General features: G+C 60.3%; 15 protein-coding genes. 8 read left to right on the top strand and 7 right to left on the bottom strand.

Annotation, left to right across the window (positions count from 1 at the left end; genetic code table 11):
- Positions 1 to 27 precede the first annotated feature (27 nt).
- Both JAB1_RS13690 and JAB1_RS13685 read left to right on the top strand, forming a co-directional pair.
- Positions 28 to 528: an Lrp/AsnC ligand binding domain-containing protein gene (locus JAB1_RS13690; protein ID WP_034754979.1), complete on the top strand. Its 501-nt coding sequence runs from the start codon at positions 28 to 30 to the stop codon at positions 526 to 528.
- 148 nt (positions 529 to 676) lie between these two features.
- Entirely contained in the window at positions 677 to 1,024 is a 348-nt protein-coding gene (locus JAB1_RS13685; RefSeq protein WP_070280281.1) for a hypothetical protein, read from the top strand.
- Positions 1,025 to 1,049: 25 nt separating this feature from the next.
- Here JAB1_RS13685 and JAB1_RS13680 read toward each other — a convergent pair whose 3' ends face one another.
- Entirely contained in the window at positions 1,050 to 2,702 is a 1,653-nt protein-coding gene (locus JAB1_RS13680) for a methyl-accepting chemotaxis protein (protein ID WP_070280280.1), read from the bottom strand.
- A gap of 86 nt (positions 2,703 to 2,788) precedes the next feature.
- Complete coding sequence (locus tag JAB1_RS13675) at positions 2,789 to 3,865, bottom strand: GGDEF domain-containing protein (protein WP_083299724.1); 1,077 nt, start codon at positions 3,863 to 3,865, stop codon at positions 2,789 to 2,791.
- 173 nt (positions 3,866 to 4,038) lie between these two features.
- On the opposite strand from JAB1_RS13675, the gene JAB1_RS13665 reads away from it, so the two are divergent.
- The 3 genes from JAB1_RS13665 (at position 4,039) to JAB1_RS13655 (ending at position 7,739) form a co-directional block, all read left to right on the top strand.
- Entirely contained in the window at positions 4,039 to 6,141 is a 2,103-nt protein-coding gene (locus JAB1_RS13665; RefSeq protein WP_139144548.1) for a sensor histidine kinase, read from the top strand.
- The gene (locus JAB1_RS13660) at positions 6,134 to 6,778 is read left to right on the top strand and encodes a response regulator (protein ID WP_070280276.1); all 645 of its coding nucleotides are present in this window, start codon (positions 6,134 to 6,136) and stop codon (positions 6,776 to 6,778) included. Before JAB1_RS13665 ends, JAB1_RS13660 begins: the two co-directional genes overlap by 8 nt.
- 100 nt (positions 6,779 to 6,878) lie before the next feature.
- Entirely contained in the window at positions 6,879 to 7,739 is an 861-nt protein-coding gene (locus JAB1_RS13655; RefSeq protein WP_070280275.1) for a tetratricopeptide repeat protein, read from the top strand.
- On the opposite strand, the gene JAB1_RS13650 is transcribed toward JAB1_RS13655, so the two are convergent.
- Positions 7,716 to 8,714 carry a helix-turn-helix domain-containing protein gene (locus tag JAB1_RS13650; RefSeq protein ID WP_070280274.1) on the bottom strand — a complete coding sequence of 333 codons (999 nt, stop codon included), beginning with the start codon at positions 8,712 to 8,714 and terminating at the stop codon, positions 7,716 to 7,718. The genes JAB1_RS13655 and JAB1_RS13650 overlap by 24 nt on opposite strands.
- 113 nt (positions 8,715 to 8,827) lie before the next feature.
- Between JAB1_RS13650 and JAB1_RS13645 the strand changes: the two genes are divergently transcribed.
- Positions 8,828 to 9,475, top strand: a complete 648-nt coding sequence (locus JAB1_RS13645; RefSeq protein WP_070280273.1) for a cysteine hydrolase family protein — start codon at positions 8,828 to 8,830, stop codon at positions 9,473 to 9,475.
- A gap of 9 nt (positions 9,476 to 9,484) precedes the next feature.
- On the opposite strand, the gene JAB1_RS13640 is transcribed toward JAB1_RS13645, so the two are convergent.
- Positions 9,485 to 9,994: a hypothetical protein gene (locus tag JAB1_RS13640; protein ID WP_070280272.1), complete on the bottom strand. Its 510-nt coding sequence runs from the start codon at positions 9,992 to 9,994 to the stop codon at positions 9,485 to 9,487.
- 152 nt (positions 9,995 to 10,146) lie between these two features.
- On the opposite strand from JAB1_RS13640, the gene JAB1_RS13635 reads away from it, so the two are divergent.
- Positions 10,147 to 10,707 carry a YdcF family protein gene (locus JAB1_RS13635; protein WP_070280271.1) on the top strand — a complete coding sequence of 187 codons (561 nt, stop codon included), beginning with the start codon at positions 10,147 to 10,149 and terminating at the stop codon, positions 10,705 to 10,707.
- 2 nt (positions 10,708 to 10,709) lie between these two features.
- Entirely contained in the window at positions 10,710 to 11,072 is a 363-nt protein-coding gene (locus JAB1_RS13630) for a hypothetical protein (protein ID WP_070280270.1), read from the top strand.
- A 4-nt stretch (positions 11,073 to 11,076) separates the two neighbouring features.
- On the opposite strand, the gene glpK is transcribed toward JAB1_RS13630, so the two are convergent.
- The 3 genes from glpK to JAB1_RS13615 form a co-directional block, all read right to left on the bottom strand.
- The gene (gene glpK, locus JAB1_RS13625; RefSeq protein WP_070280269.1) at positions 11,077 to 12,570 is read right to left on the bottom strand and encodes a glycerol kinase GlpK; all 1,494 of its coding nucleotides are present in this window, start codon (positions 12,568 to 12,570) and stop codon (positions 11,077 to 11,079) included.
- A 77-nt stretch (positions 12,571 to 12,647) separates the two neighbouring features.
- A complete protein-coding gene (locus JAB1_RS13620; RefSeq protein ID WP_034779106.1) occupies positions 12,648 to 14,375 on the bottom strand; it encodes an extracellular solute-binding protein in 1,728 nt (575 codons plus the stop codon).
- A 72-nt stretch (positions 14,376 to 14,447) separates the two neighbouring features.
- Entirely contained in the window at positions 14,448 to 14,750 is a 303-nt protein-coding gene (locus tag JAB1_RS13615; RefSeq protein WP_240317573.1) for a DUF2160 domain-containing protein, read from the bottom strand.
- Between the last annotated feature and the right edge of the window lies 1 nt (position 14,751).

The raw sequence follows: 14,751 nt of genomic DNA, 5'->3' as shown, positions 1-14,751 counted from the left end.
ATAAATCGAGATATTCAGCAATAAATCATGAGAATCCTTAAAGAATCGGCACGTGGCCTCGACAAGCTGGATCGCCACATCCTGCGCATCCTGCAACAGGATGGCCGTATCTCGATGAAAGACCTGGGCGAACAGGTGGGACTGTCCATCACGCCCTGCATCGAGCGGGTCAAGCGCATGGAGCGCGACGGCGTCATTACGGGCTACCATGCCAAGGTGAACCCGGCCGCGCTGGGCGCCAAGCTGCTCGTCTTTGTGGAGATTACGCTGAATCAAAAATCCGCGTCCGCCTTCGAGCAATTCCGCCGCGAAGTGCTGCAGATTCCCGAGGTACAGGAATGCCACCTGGTGTCGGGCGACTTCGATTACCTGATCAAGGCGCGCATCCATGAAATGGCCGAGTACCGCAAGCTGCTGGGCGACATGCTGCTGCAGCTGCCCGGCGCCGCGCAATCGAAAAGCTATGTGGTGATGGAAGAAATCAAGGAAACCCTGGCGCTGTCGACCGACGTATTGCAGAGCCGGTAAAGGTACCGCCTGCCGGTACCGACAGCATCAAATTTTGCGCCTTTGTATAATCTTGTAGCACATTCGCGGCGACACAAGCACACTCCTGTCCTGACATCACGCCCGTCCCCTCTGAGATTGGAAGCAGTGATGCACACTGGGAGTCCATATGAACACATTGATAAAACTGGCAGCTTCCTGCCTCGCGGGCCTGGCCGTGGCCATGTGCACCGCCAGTGAATACAAGGTCAACCGCGCGCCGGACAATGGCGCCATCTATCAAAACATCAAGGTGGGCAAGACCACCCGCCTCGACCTCGACGCTGCCCTGGGCAACGCCACCGTCGTCAGCTTCGATCCCGGCTATGAGGTCTGGGTCTACAAGAACCAGCTGCAAGCACCCAAGATGACGCGCCTGATCCCCCTGCTGGGCGAAAAAGGCACGCGCGAAGTGGCCGTCATGTTCGACCAGGCGGGCATCGTCAAGAAATTCCGGATACACGAGCCGCGCAGGTAAACACCTGCTCCCCTGAATAAACGGCTCAGGCCGGGCATGGCGCGGCAACGGCGCCCAGGGCAAGCCTGCGCGCGCCGGCATCGATTGCCTGTGGACTGCCCGCCCCATCGCGCTCGTCGCCGAGCCTGAACGTACCGACCAGCGCCGCCATCTGGATGGCCTGCTCCTTCAACTGCTCGGCGGCGGCCGCCGTCTGCTCCACCATCGCCGCATTCTCCTGTGTCATGCGATCAAGCTGGCTCACCACCACATTGACCTGGCCGATCCCATCACTCTGCTCCCTGGCCGAAGTGCTGATTTCGCCTATCATGGCCATGACATGGCCGACACTGTCGACGATTTCATCCATCGTCACGCCGGCATCCTGCACCAGGCGGCTGCCCGACGCCACGCTGGCCACGGAGGCGTCGATCAACACCTTGATTTCCTTGGCCGCGACGGCACTGCGCTGCGCCAGGTTACGCACCTCGCTGGCCACTACGGCAAAGCCTCGTCCCTCCTCCCCCGCGCGCGCCGCCTCGACGGCCGCGTTCAAGGCCAGGATATTGGTCTGGAAGGCAATGCCGTCAATGGTGCCAAGAATATCGGCAATGCGCTGGGAACCCGCATTGATCGCATTCATGGTCTGCACCACCCGGGCAACGACGTCGGCACCCCGGCTGGCGACCCGCGAGGCGGAGTTGGCCAGCTCGGTAGCTTTCCTGGCCGCGTTGGCCGTATTGCCGACAGCACCAGTCAATTCCTCCATCGAGGCCGCCGTTTGCTCCAGGCTGGACGCCTGCTCCTCCGTACGCATGCTCAGGCTGGTATTGGCCATGGCGATTTCCACTGCCCCCGTGGACATCGCCTGCGACGCTTCGCGCACCTGGCCCACCATCGTCGACAGGGCAGTTTGCATGGCCACCAGCGAGGCCATGACACTGCCGCCCGGCGCCTGCACTTGCTCGCCTGCATGGCTCAAATCCCCTCCGGCAACTTTTTGAGCCGCCGCGCCCAGCAGCGCCGGTTCGCTACCCAAGGAACGGAACAAGGTGCGCACGATCCACAGCCCGGCGCCGCCGGCCGCCATGAAAGCGAGCAGGCAAACGCCGACGAGCAGATTGCGCTGGGCGGCAAACGCCTGCTTACCCGTCAGCAAGCGCGCCTCGGCCCTGGCCGCGGCATAACGCGCGTACTCATTGGTCGTCCTTTCCAGGCGCATCAGCAATGGCTGGCATTCGCGGTTCAACTTGTCGATGGCGGCAGACTTCTGACCAGTCAGCGCCAAATCGACGATGGACAACGCCACCGGCCCATACAGGGCTTCCACCGCTTCCATTTCCCGTATCAGTCTGGTCGCTGTCTCGGTGATCTGGGCCGATTGCGCAGCGCTGCGCTGCAATTGCCGCAACTGCGCCTGCACCCGGGCGTGGGCTTCGGCGACACGCTCCTTTTCCTGCGCGATATCTTGTGCATTCACAAACAGCAGCAAGTTGCGTGCGGCGATGGCCCGGCTATCAACCGCCTCCTGCAGTTTGGCAACCAGGACGGAGCGGGCATTCGTTTCGGACAAATAGGAATCGAAACGCGCATTCGCATCCAGCAGCGAGGTGATGGAAATGCCGGAAACGGCCAGCACCATCAGCGCCAGTCCGGCAAAGGCGATGGCCAATTTGCCCTTGATCGTACGGATATTCATATCATTTCCCCTGTGAATGGTATAGCCACGGTGGCCTGCGCACTTGCACGCGCATCTTCTTGCTTGCATTTCTTGAGGCACGGCGCCTAAGCTGGCGCTGCGTCGGGAAAAAAGACCACGCAATCCTTGCCGGACAGTTTCGCGCTGTACAGCGCCTCATCGGCCCTGCGGAAACTGTCCGCCACGGCATTTCCCTGCATGCGCGCGATACCGACACTGATCGTCACGCCCCGCCTGACAGCCGTCGAGCGCCGCACCGTGTCCAGCAGCTGATCCGCAATGTAGGCCACGCACGCCAGGTCGGCATCGATCAGCATGGCGAATTCCTCGCCGCCGATCCGCCCGTGCGGACAACCTGCCGCCGACGCGGCAATAATCTGGCCCAGCTCCCGCAGGACGATATCGCCGGTATCATGTCCAAATTCATCGTTAATCCTCTTGAAATCATCGACATCGGCCATTAACAGGTATGCAGGCGACGACTTGCCATCTCTCATTGCCGCATGCAGCGCATCGAGAAAACAGCGGCGATTGGGTATGCCAGTCAAATAATCGCGGTAAGCCATGTCTTCCAGGCGCGCCGTGGCGACATGGTGCATATAGCGCAGGCGAAAAAAACAGCTGCTGAAAAGCAGGCCGATCAACACCCCCGCCGCCGCATACATTACCGACCATTCGCCGCTGGCCAGCAATGCCTGCTCGAAACCGCCCAGCCCCAGTAAAAACCACACAACCAGTATCAGCACCAGATACGTCAATGGATCACTGGCGATGGCCGAAATGGAAACCGTCATCAAGACTCCGAGTGGAAACATCCAGTACCCGCTAATGCCGCTTGCCGACATGAGCACGCGAAAGCCGGCACAAGAAAAAATGGCAGTCACCAGGCCGCCAATATTCAGATACCGTAAATTTCCTGCCCTGCAGCTGATCACAATTCCAAGCAAGACTCCGGCTACACAAATCAAATACTCCTGACCCACCGCATAAGATAATCTGCCAGCCAGGAAATATGACGCGAGCATGCCAATAAAGGCCATGCATTGCAATGCCAGACTCGGCGTCTTCAATTCCAGATAAAAGTATCGCTGCTGCGATAAATCATACGCACCGGCATGAGGCACCCTGCATATTTCCGCCATTTTTTTGTGTAATGCACGCATCTCCGCTCCCACATCGCCATTATTTAAAAAATACTTACCGCTTAAGCAAGGGTGCGTTTTTTGTAAATTTTATTTTACTAATATTTCCTTATTCGCCATGCATTCATGATATTTCCACTTGGAAATCTAACCACGACACGGTACATTTATCCTGAAGCAAGCGATACTACACTTTGGTTCTATTGATAGCGGCACCCGAAATCCGTAGCATCTCGCTCGGCAACTTCAACCAAATCGTCTCACTGATGGAGATAACAGCAATGTTGCTATTTAGGGAATGTGAGGGAATTATTTTCAAAAGAAATTACTGGCTTCTCATTACCTATATTGTCTTTTCAATAGCAATCAGTGTCTTGGGATTTGCGGCGCATGTCGGGGCGCAAGGAAGGGAGACGATAGATGCCGCGCAGCCGACGAGCTTAGGTTTGCTCCGGCACTACCAGGCACTGGAAGACAGCAGCTGTGAACAGCCAGTCGATGCCGTCAGGCATAGCCCGCACTGGATCTCCGTGACGGGGGAGCCGCCCAACGTCGGCCTCGCTGGCGCTTGCCGGTGGATCAGGTTCAACCTCGACAATTCTGGCCCGCAGCCGGCGCAGGTGACGGTTGACCTGGGCACGCCCTTGCAGGATTTTGTAGACTGGCATGTGCTTGACAGGGCCGATGGACGCCTCATGACGAGCATCCAGAGCGGCGACCGGCGCAATTTCAACTTCCGCTACCAACAGTCCTGGACCTTGTCATTACCGCTGGCCATCGCTGCCGGACAACAGCTGGCAGTGTATGCCAGGCTTGCCAGCCTGGACGGTTTTCAGGAACCGCTTGCCCTTACCGTGCAGGCCAGCGATACGTTTTTCTTGCAGAAATCCAAGGAAAAACTCTTGATGGGAATGTATTTTGGCTGCCTGCTGGCCTTCTGCATTTACAGCATCTTTCTTTTCATCTCCACCAAAGACAATATTCATATCATCTACGCGGCATTTCTCGCCCTGCTGAGTTCCACCACATTCTTCTATTATGGCGCCAGCGCTGAATTTCTCTTTTATAGCAATCCCGAATTCAACAATTCACTACTGCCATTCCTCTTTTCACTGTGCATGTTCTTTTTTTTCATTTTCGCCAGATCCTATCTGAAAATGTCGGATCTTCCATCCAACAGTTTCATCACAATCTACAACATCATCACTGTCGCCATTTTACTGGAATCGCCGCTGGCATTCCTTATTGGCTATGCAGCCAGCTATACCATCAATACGATACTCGTGCAAACCAATATACTTGTCCTTCTGATTCTACTTATTCCTCTATGCCTGAACAAAAATATGAATGCCATTTTTCTATTGATTGCTTTCTTTCCGCTTGGAACAACACTTTCCTTAAAACTACTTAGCCTGGATAACTTCATTACCTCCCAGCATCTGTTTGAACATAATTTCCATATGGCGGAAAGCACGATTTTCTCCGTGATCGCCTTAAGTTTTTCCATCGCTTACTCCATGAAAATCATGCGGCAGGCGATGCAGGAGGCTAACTCGCGCGAAATGACATCCACGATCGCGCTGCAAGACAACGAGCTCAAACTGATGCACCTGTCGCGCGTCACCCTGGCCGGCGAATTGAGCGGCGCCATCGCCCATGAACTGAGCCAGCCGCTCACTTCCATCCTGGGCAATGCCCAGGCCGCGGAATTCATGATCAGGAACCGGCACTTCAATGAACCCGCACAACTGGCGATCATCCGCGACATCATCGATCAGACCAAGCGGGCTGCCACGGTGCTCACGAAAATCAGGAAACTGCTGTATCCCGGCAAGAAGTGCACGGAACGTATACGCGTCAATGACGTACTGACCAGCGTACGACAATTCATGCGGCACGACCTGGCACTCAAAAATATTCGCTTGACGGAATATTGCGACCACGAAATGCATGTCAGCGGAGACTTGGTGCAGATTCAGCAAGTCCTCATCAATCTGTTGGCCAATGCAATCGACGCGGTCAAGGACTTGCCCGACGAGCGCAAGTGCATCTACCTGTCGGTGCGCCACTATCTGGGCAAATATGCCCTGTTTACCGTCAGCGATACGGGGGTCGGCTTGCCGCCCGACCATCACGACAGGATATTCGATGCTTTCTATAGCACCAAGGAAGGCGGCATGGGCCTGGGCATGAATATTTGCAAGAAAATTATCGCTGCCCACTATGGCGAAATCTGGGCCCGCTCCGCCTATCCCTTCGGCTCCACCATTGAATTCACCATACCCATTGATGAATAACACCAGTGCCGCCGCGCCCTGCGTTTTCCTCGTCGACGATGACCCGTTCATCCTGCGCGCACTGGAAAGAATTCTTTCCTGTACCAGCCACCAGGTACAGTCCTTCTCTTCCGCTGAAGCGTTTCTGGCCGAGGCCGACCTGCAGCAGGCGGGCTGCCTCGTCCTGGACCTGTCCATGCCCGCCATGTCCGGTCCCCTGCTCCAGGAGCACCTGCTGCACTGCGAATCGCTGCTACCGGTGATTTTTCTAACAGGCAATGGCGACGTGGCAAGCAGCGTCAAGGCCATGAAGCTGGGGGCGGTTGATTTCCTGACCAAGCCCGTCGACGCCCTGCGCCTGTTCGATGCCGTGACACTGGCGCTCAAGCTGAATGGCAGGCTCACCGCGGACCGGGCGCTGCTGCGTTCCATCGAGCTGCGCCTGGGCAGGCTGACGAAACGCGAACACCAGGTCATGGAGCTGGTGGTTGCTGGCCGGCTGAACAAGCAAATCGCGGCGGAACTGGGAACGGTGGAACATACGGTCAAATTGCACCGCGCCAGCGTCATGCGCAAGATGCAGGCCGATTCTTTCTCCGACCTGATGACAACGATCAATACCCTGCGCCTGCTCAAGCCGCAAGCCAGCGGACGCTGATCGGGGCGAGTCAGGTGGGCCTGCCGTGCCAAGCCCGCCCTGGCGGACGCCCGGCGGCGTCCTCTTGTTCTACACTGGCGTTTTATTCTCCGGTGCCCCCATGCTATTACCCGCACGCCTCGCCCATATCTCGACAGACAAGGACTGGCAACACGACACGCCTTACCCGCCCCTCGGCTTCACCCCCTTTTCCGAAGGCGCCTTGGGCAATGGCGACACCTTCGGCCTGTACTGGCCCATCGGCCGCGAAGCGGCGGAACCGATCGTCGTCGAGACGTGGCATGACGAGTGGCGCATCCAGCCGCACTTTTCCAGCCTGACGACGTTCTTGCAAGCCTGCGCGGCAGCGGAGGACGAATATGTCGGCGCGCCATCGCTGGCCGACGACCCCGCTTCGCCGCGCGCCGCTTATCTGGAGGCCAAGGAATTGATTGCGCAGCGCAACCCGGACGCGGCCATCGCGCTGCTGGAAGCGGCGCTCGCCATCGTGCCCGAATATACGGATGCGCTGGTGCTGCTGCACGGCCAGTATGTGCGTGCGGGAAGAATCGGTGAAGCCGTCAAGGTGGCCATCCAGGCGATCATTTCGCCGCCGTCATTTGGCGGCCCGCCATTCAAGGCCTTGCAATGGCTGCGCACGCAGGCGGTGCCGGAGGGGGAACTTGACCCCATATGGCGCGCCTGCGGCCAGCTGTCGTTCAACTTTGGCGGCAGCAAGGAAAATGCCGATTACCCCGTGCTGCTGGCCGCCATCGCCACCTACCTGGAGCAAGGCAACCATGTTTCCGCCTCGACCCTGATGCAGACCTACGCCGAACTGATGAGCGCGGAAACCGTCTCCTTCCAGGAGCGCTACGCCTTCGAGCCGGCCGCCTTCCTTGCGCGGCAAATCGCCGTCAGCGCGAAGCTGCCGCAGGGCAGCCGCGACCCGGCGGCGCTATGGTCGTCCGGCAGGAATTAGCTGCTGCCGGAACAGCTTGCGATACGCCGATGGCGACGTCTGCAAGCTGGCGCGGAAATGCTGGCGCAGCGACAGGGCCGTGCCGAAGCCAGCCTCTTGCGCCACGACATCGATCGATGCCGCGCTTTTCTCCAGCAAGCCTTGCGCATGCGCCAGGCGCTGGTTCAGCAGCCACTGCTTGAACGAGGTGCCCATGGCCTGGCGGAAGTGACGCGTAAAGTTGCGCCGGCTCATGGCGGCCTGTTCGGCCAGCGCATCGATGCTGTGCGCCTTCCCCAAATCGGCTGTCACGCTGGCCAATACCTCGGCAAAACGCCCTTCGCTGCCGGACACGGGCAGCGGACGCGCGATGAATTGCGCCTGCCCGCCCTGGCGGTGCGGCGCCACCAGCAGCCGGCGCGCCACCCGGTTGGCCACCTCGGCGCCCGCCAGCTGGCGCAGCAGGTACAGGCAGCAATCGAGGCCGGCCGCCACGCCGGCCGACGTCAATACGCCTCCATCATCCACGTACAGCACTTCCCGGTCCACCCTGACCTTGGGATAACGGGCCGCCAGCCGGTCCGCCATGCCCCAGTGCGTGGCTGCGCTCTTGCCATCCAACAAGCCTGCCTGTGCCAGGGGAAACGCGCCCAGGCACAGGCCCACCATGCGCGCGCCGCGCCGGCTGGCCGCCTGCAGCGCCGCGACCAGGGGCGCCGCCGCATCGCGGCAATCGTCGTGCCAGGCGGGCATGATGACAATATCGGCCCCCTCCAGTCCTTCCAGGCCGAACTCGGGCGTGATGCCGAAGCCGGCCGCCGTGCGCAAGGGCGCGGGATCGGCGGCGCACACGCGCACGTGGAAAGGCGGCAGATCGGCCTCGTCCGTCTGGGCGCCGAACACGAGGCAAGGCACGGACAGGTGAAACGGCGTCATGCCGTCAAAGGCAATCACGGCCACGCTCAAGGGAGAGGCAGAAGCGGGAATAGTAGTCATGGCCCGATTTTATCGTAGATATGCCTTCGGGCCACTTTTTATTGACAGGATACGGGCAGACAATGACGGTATCGGGGAAGCCCTTCCCCGTTCAACCATGCCAGGAGTTATCCATGTCTGCCGCAACATCCACCACCCCGCGCCGCGCCCTGCTCGTCATCGATGTACAAAATGAATACTTCACGGGCGACATGCCCATCGAATATCCGTCCGTCGATATTTCCCTGCCGAACATCGTCACTGCCATGGCCGCCGCCCGCGCCGCCGGCGTGCCCGTGATCGTCGTCCAGCACGATGCGCCGGAAGCCTCGCCCATCTTCGCCAGGGGCAGCGACGGCTGGCAGCTGCATCCGCAAGTGGCCGCGTTTGCCGCCGACCACCGCATCAACAAGGTCATGGGCAGCGTCTTTGCGGGCACGGACCTGCGCGCCTGGCTGGAGGGCCACGGCATCGACACCCTGACGGTGATCGGCTACATGACGCACAATTGCGACGCCGCCACCATCTACCACGCCGCGCACGATGGCTTGCAAGTCGAATTCCTGCAGGACGCCACCGGCACCCTGCCCTACGCCAACGCGGGCGGCACGGCCAGCGCCGAGGAAATCCACCGCGTCTTCAGCGCCGTGTTCCACTCGAATTTCGCCGCCGTCGCCAGCACGCAGGACTGGCTCGCTGCCGTGCGCGAGGGCAAGCCGCTGGAAAAGGACAATATCTACTTGTCGAACCAGCGCGCGCGCAAGGCGGCCAGCGCCGCCTAAGTACGGAGATTAAAAGCGCCGGTGCCCGTCATCGGCGTCGCAGCGGCCGCTGAACTTGATCAAGCCATCGACCGTGATCACGCCGCTGCGGCGGTTGATCACGAGGGTAGGACGATTCAAGGCGTTCAGTTGGAAACGACCGCGGATTTCATCGTGACCGACGACCAGATCCATCACGTCCCACCAGCCATCGTTGCTGCCGGCATGAATCGGTGGAATCAGCTGCTTCGGCAAGCGGATTTGCGCCGCGCTGCCGTGAATGGAAACATTCACGGCCGTATCGAAATTGCTCTTGCCCGTCTCCAGCGTGGATTTCTGCACATACTTGTGCCTGTCGTTGTCCCACTCCATGCCGGAACGGTTTTCCATGGTGATCTTTTCCGCCTCGCCATAGCAAACGAGCTGGATATCGTCGCCGCGCCCGGCGGATCCGGAGCGGTCATACTGGTTCGATGGGTCGGACTGGCCCGCCTGCGCGGCAAAGGCCATGGCGATCAGGATGCTGGATACGGCTGTCATGCGGGTTCTCCAATATAGAGGGGTGGCACACAGGGTTGCCATATCGCCAAGCTTAGCATAGACGAATATCCCCCTGCGCTGGCTTGAGAACGCGCAAGTCATCTGCCATCTGCTACAGTCGCGCTCACGAAAAACCTGCTGGATGCATAGCGATGCGAACAATACGATGGACCGCCCTGCTGGCGCTGATCACTTTCCTGCTGTCAACCACTGCCCTGGTGCTGGCGGGACTCAACGACAAGCTGGCCCCCGCCGACGTGATCGTCGTACCGGGCAATACGATTGCGCCCGACGGCACGCCCAGCCCCCGCCTGCAGGCACGACTCGACGTGGCGCTCAAGCAATTCCAGGAACACCGGGCGCCGCGCATCCTCGTCAGCGGGGCGACTGGCAAGGAAGGTTTTGACGAGGCCGCTTCCATGGCCCGCTACCTGCAGTCGCGTGGGGTGCCGGCCAGCGCCATCCTTGAGGATAATCAAGGCTGGACCACGGACGCCACGGCCCGCAATGCGGCGGCCCTGATGCGCCAGCATGGCTGGCGCACGGCCATGGTTGCCACGCAATATTTCCACGTGCCCCGCTTCCGGCTGGCGCTGGAGCGCAACGGCATCGCCGTCAGCGGCAACGTACACGCGCCCTATTTCGAGCTGCGCGACCTGTATTCCGTTCCCAGGGAAACCGTGGGCTACCTTGTGTATTACGTGAAATCCTGAACATGAAGATACTTGCCTTTGCCGCCAGTTTTGGCCTGGTGGCCGCATGCACAGTGCCATCGATGGCCGCCGCCGATGCGGAGCCGATAGGCGCTGCTGCAAGCCTGTCTCTGTTTGGCGTGCTGATGCTGGGGCTGTGCATCGCCGCCTTTGGCGCACTGGCGCGGCGTGTGGACGTGGCCCATGGCCACTGGCTGTCGGCCTGCGCGGGCGCGCTGTGCGGCGCGGTGCTCTATGGCAGTTTCGCGCTGGCATTTGCAACGCAATCGATCACGGCGGGCCTAGCCTATGCCGCCAGCGCGGCCCTGTTGCTGCCGGGCCTGCTGAAGCGGGCGGCAAGGTTGATGGCAAGGCCAGGCCAGTAAGCAGTCACTCGCTCCAGTCGCGCGAGCGCTCCACGGCGCGCTGCCACTTGTGTAGCCGCGTCAGGCGTTCGTCGGCCGCCATGGCCGGTTCGAAACGGCGTCCCACCTGCCACTGGGCGGCGATTTCTTCCTGCGATTCCCAGAAACCCACGGCCAGGCCCGCCAGGTAGGCGGCGCCCAAGGCCGTCGTTTCCGTCACCACGGGGCGCACCACGGGCACATTCAGGATGTCGGCCTGAAACTGCATCAGCATGTCATTGCGGGCCGCGCCGCCGTCAACGCGCAGCTCGCTCAAGGCGATGCCCGCGTCATCCTGCATGGCCGACAGCACGTCCACGTTCTGGTAAGCCACGCCCTCGAGCGCCGCGCGCGCGATATGCGCCTTGCCCGTGCCGCGCGTGATGCCGATCAGGGTGCCGCGCGCATACGGGTCCCAGTACGGTGCACCGAGGCCCGCGAACGCGGGCACGAAGACGAGGCCACCCGAATCGGGCACGCTGGTGGCCAGCGCTTCCACTTCGGACGAGTCGCGGATGATGCCGATGCCGTCGCGCATCCATTGCACGGCCGCACCGGCGATGAAGGCGCTGCCTTCCAGCAAATAATCTGTCTTGTCGCTGCCCGCGCCCAGGCTCCAGCCCACCGTCGTCAGCAGCCGGTTTTTCGATGGCAAGGGGCGCTTGCCCACGTTCATCAGCATGAAGCAGCCCGTGCCGTAGGTATTCTTCGCCATGCCCGGTTTCAGACAGGCCTGGCCGAAAGTCGCCGCCTGCTGGTCGCCCGCGATGCCGGCGATCGGCACGGAGATACCCAGCAAGTCGGTATAGGTGTGCGCCGCCACGCCGCTCGAGGGTACGACATCGGGCAGCAAGGAGGCGGGAATGTCCAGCAGCGCCAGCAAATCCGTGTCCCACTGCAGGGTGTGGATATTGAACAGCATGGTGCGCGCCGCGTTGCTCGTGTCCGTCAAATGGGCGCCGCTCATTTTGTAGATCAGCCAGCTGTCGACGGTGCCGAAGGCCAGTTCTCCCCGTTCGGCGCGCGCGCGGGCACCGGGAACGTTGTCGAGCAGCCATTTGAGTTTGGTGGCGGAAAAATAGGCGTCCAGCACGAGACCCGTTTTTTGCTGGATCAAGTCCGCCTTGCCATGCTCGACCAGTTGCTCGCAGTAAGCCGCATTTCTGCGGTCTTGCCAGACGATGGCATTGGCGACGGGCTCGCCAGTGGCGCGGTCCCACAGCACCGTCGTTTCGCGCTGGTTGGTCACGCCGATGGCGGCCACGTCGGAAGCGGCCACGCCGCTGTCGCGCAAGACCTGCTGCAGCACGCCCTCTTGCGACGCCCAGATTTCGTTCGCATCATGCTCGACCCAGCCCGGCTGGGGGAAAATCTGGCGAAATTCGCGCTGCGCGCTGGCGTGCGGCCGGCCCGCATGGTCGAACAGGATGGCGCGCGAACTGGTGGTGCCCTGATCTAAAGCAAGTATGTATTTGGTCATTGTCTGGTGGTGCGAAAAGCGGGTAAAAACAGGCACGGAGGGTGTTCGCTCCGTGCCCTCAGGACAGCGCAGGCAGTTTACCTTACCTTGCCTTCTTTCCAGGCTTGCAGCAGCTTGTCGTAGGCAATCGTTTCACCCTTCGGCTTTTCATTCGCCAGCTTTTTCCATGGGGCGTGCTGGTCCGACAGATACTGGTTCGGATCGACCTTCGGATTGAGCTTGGGTGCGCACGCTTTCATGCCGGCCCGTTGCAACCGCGCCATGACCTGGTCCATTTCCTCGGCCAGGTTATCCATGGCGGCTTGCGGCGTTTTTTCCGCCGTGATGGCCGTGGCCACGTTCTTCCACCACAGCTGGGCCAGCTTCGGATAGTCGGGCACGTTGTTGCCGGTCGGCGTCCACGCAACGCGGGCGGGGCTGCGGTAGAACTCGATCAAGCCGCCGTATTCGTTCGCGTGTTTCGTGAAGTAATCGTGGCGGATGTCCGAATCGCGGATGAAGGTCAGGCCGACGATGGATTTCTTCAGCGACACGGTTTTCGACGTGACGAACTGCGCATACAGCCAGGCGGCGGCCTTGCGGTCATCCGGCGTGGACTTGAACAGGAACCAGGAACCGACGTCCTGGTAGCCATTCTGCATGCCTTCTTTCCAGTACGGGCCGTGCGGCGACGGCGCCATGCGCCATTTCGGCGTGCCGTCCTTGTTCACCACCGGCAAGCCCGGTTTCGTCATGCCGGCCGTAAATGCCGTGTACCAGAAGATTTGCTGGGCGATTTCACCCTGTGCCGGCACGGGGCCCGATTCCGAGAAATTCATGCCGTTCGCCTGCGGCGGCGCGTATTTCTTCATCCAGTCGATGTATTTCGTCAGCGCAAAGACGGCCGCCGGCGAATTGGTGGCGCCGCCGCGCGACATCGATGCACCCACGGGCGTGCACTTGTCGGCCGCCACCTTGATGCCCCACTCGTCGACAGGCATGCCGTTCGGAATGCCCTTGTCGGCTGCGCCAGCCATCGACAGCCACGCATCCGTGAAGCGCCAGCCCAGGGATGGGTCTTTCTTGCCGTAATCCATGTGGCCATAGACTTTCTTGCCGTCCAGCTCCTTCACGTCATTCGTGAAGAAATCGGCGATGTCTTCATACGCGGACCAGTTTTGCGGCACGCCCAGTTCGTAGCCATACTTGGCCTTGAACTTGGCTTGCAAATCCTTGCGCGCGAACCAGTCGGCGCGGAACCAGTACAGGTTGGCGAATTGCTGGTCGGGCAACTGGTACACCTTGCCATCGGGCGCAGTCGTGAAACTGATGCCGATGAAATCCTTCAAGTCCAGGCCCGGATTCGTGAATTCCTTGCCCTTGGCGGCCATGTAGTCGGACAGCGGCTCGACCGCGCCATAGCGGTAGTGCGTGCCGATCAGGTCGGAATCGGAAATCCAGCCGTCATAGATACTCTTGCCGGACTGCATGGAGGTCTGCAGCTTTTCCACCACGTCGCCTTCCTGGATGATGTCGTGGCGCACCTTGATGCCCGTGATTTCCTCGAAGGCCTTGGCCAGGGTCTTCGATTCGTAGACGTGGGTGTCGATGGTTTCCGAGACCACGGAAATTTCCTTGATGCCCTTGGCTTTCAGCTTGGCCGCCGCATCGATGAACCATTTCATTTCAGCAAGCTGTTGCTGCTTGCTCAGGCTGGATGGCTGGAATTCCTTGTCGATCCAGGTTTGCGCCTGCTTGGCGTCCGCCAGGGCCGCATTCGACACGAGCATGGCCGCAGCCGCGAAGACCGTGAACTTCAATTTCATCGTGAATCTCCTTTTATAGTTTTTACCGGCCGCCTGCTGGCGGTACGGCATCCATCAACACCGGCAAGCCGGTCATCCCCAACGCATTACAACCAACAACAAGACAAAACTGATCGCAGCCCCGATGGCTTGCTGCATTTCCGTGAACCCCGCCCACGCCAGATTGACATACGCGGCCGTCAACAGCCCGATGAACAAACGGTCGCCGCGCGTGGTCGGCATCGGCAGGAAACCTTTTCGTTCGATGCTGGGCGAACGGATCTGCCACACCGTCATGCCGGCCAGCATCAAGCCGATGCAAATGAAGAAGATGGCCACTTCCGGCGTCCACGCCATCCAGCCGAACAGGCTGGCTGTGCTATCGGTATTTTCCATA

It is taken from the genome of Janthinobacterium sp. MP5059B, assembly GCF_001758645.1.
GTDB classification, from domain to species: domain Bacteria; phylum Pseudomonadota; class Gammaproteobacteria; order Burkholderiales; family Burkholderiaceae_D; genus Janthinobacterium; species Janthinobacterium lividum.
This window is presented reverse-complemented; position numbering and strand designations above follow the sequence as displayed.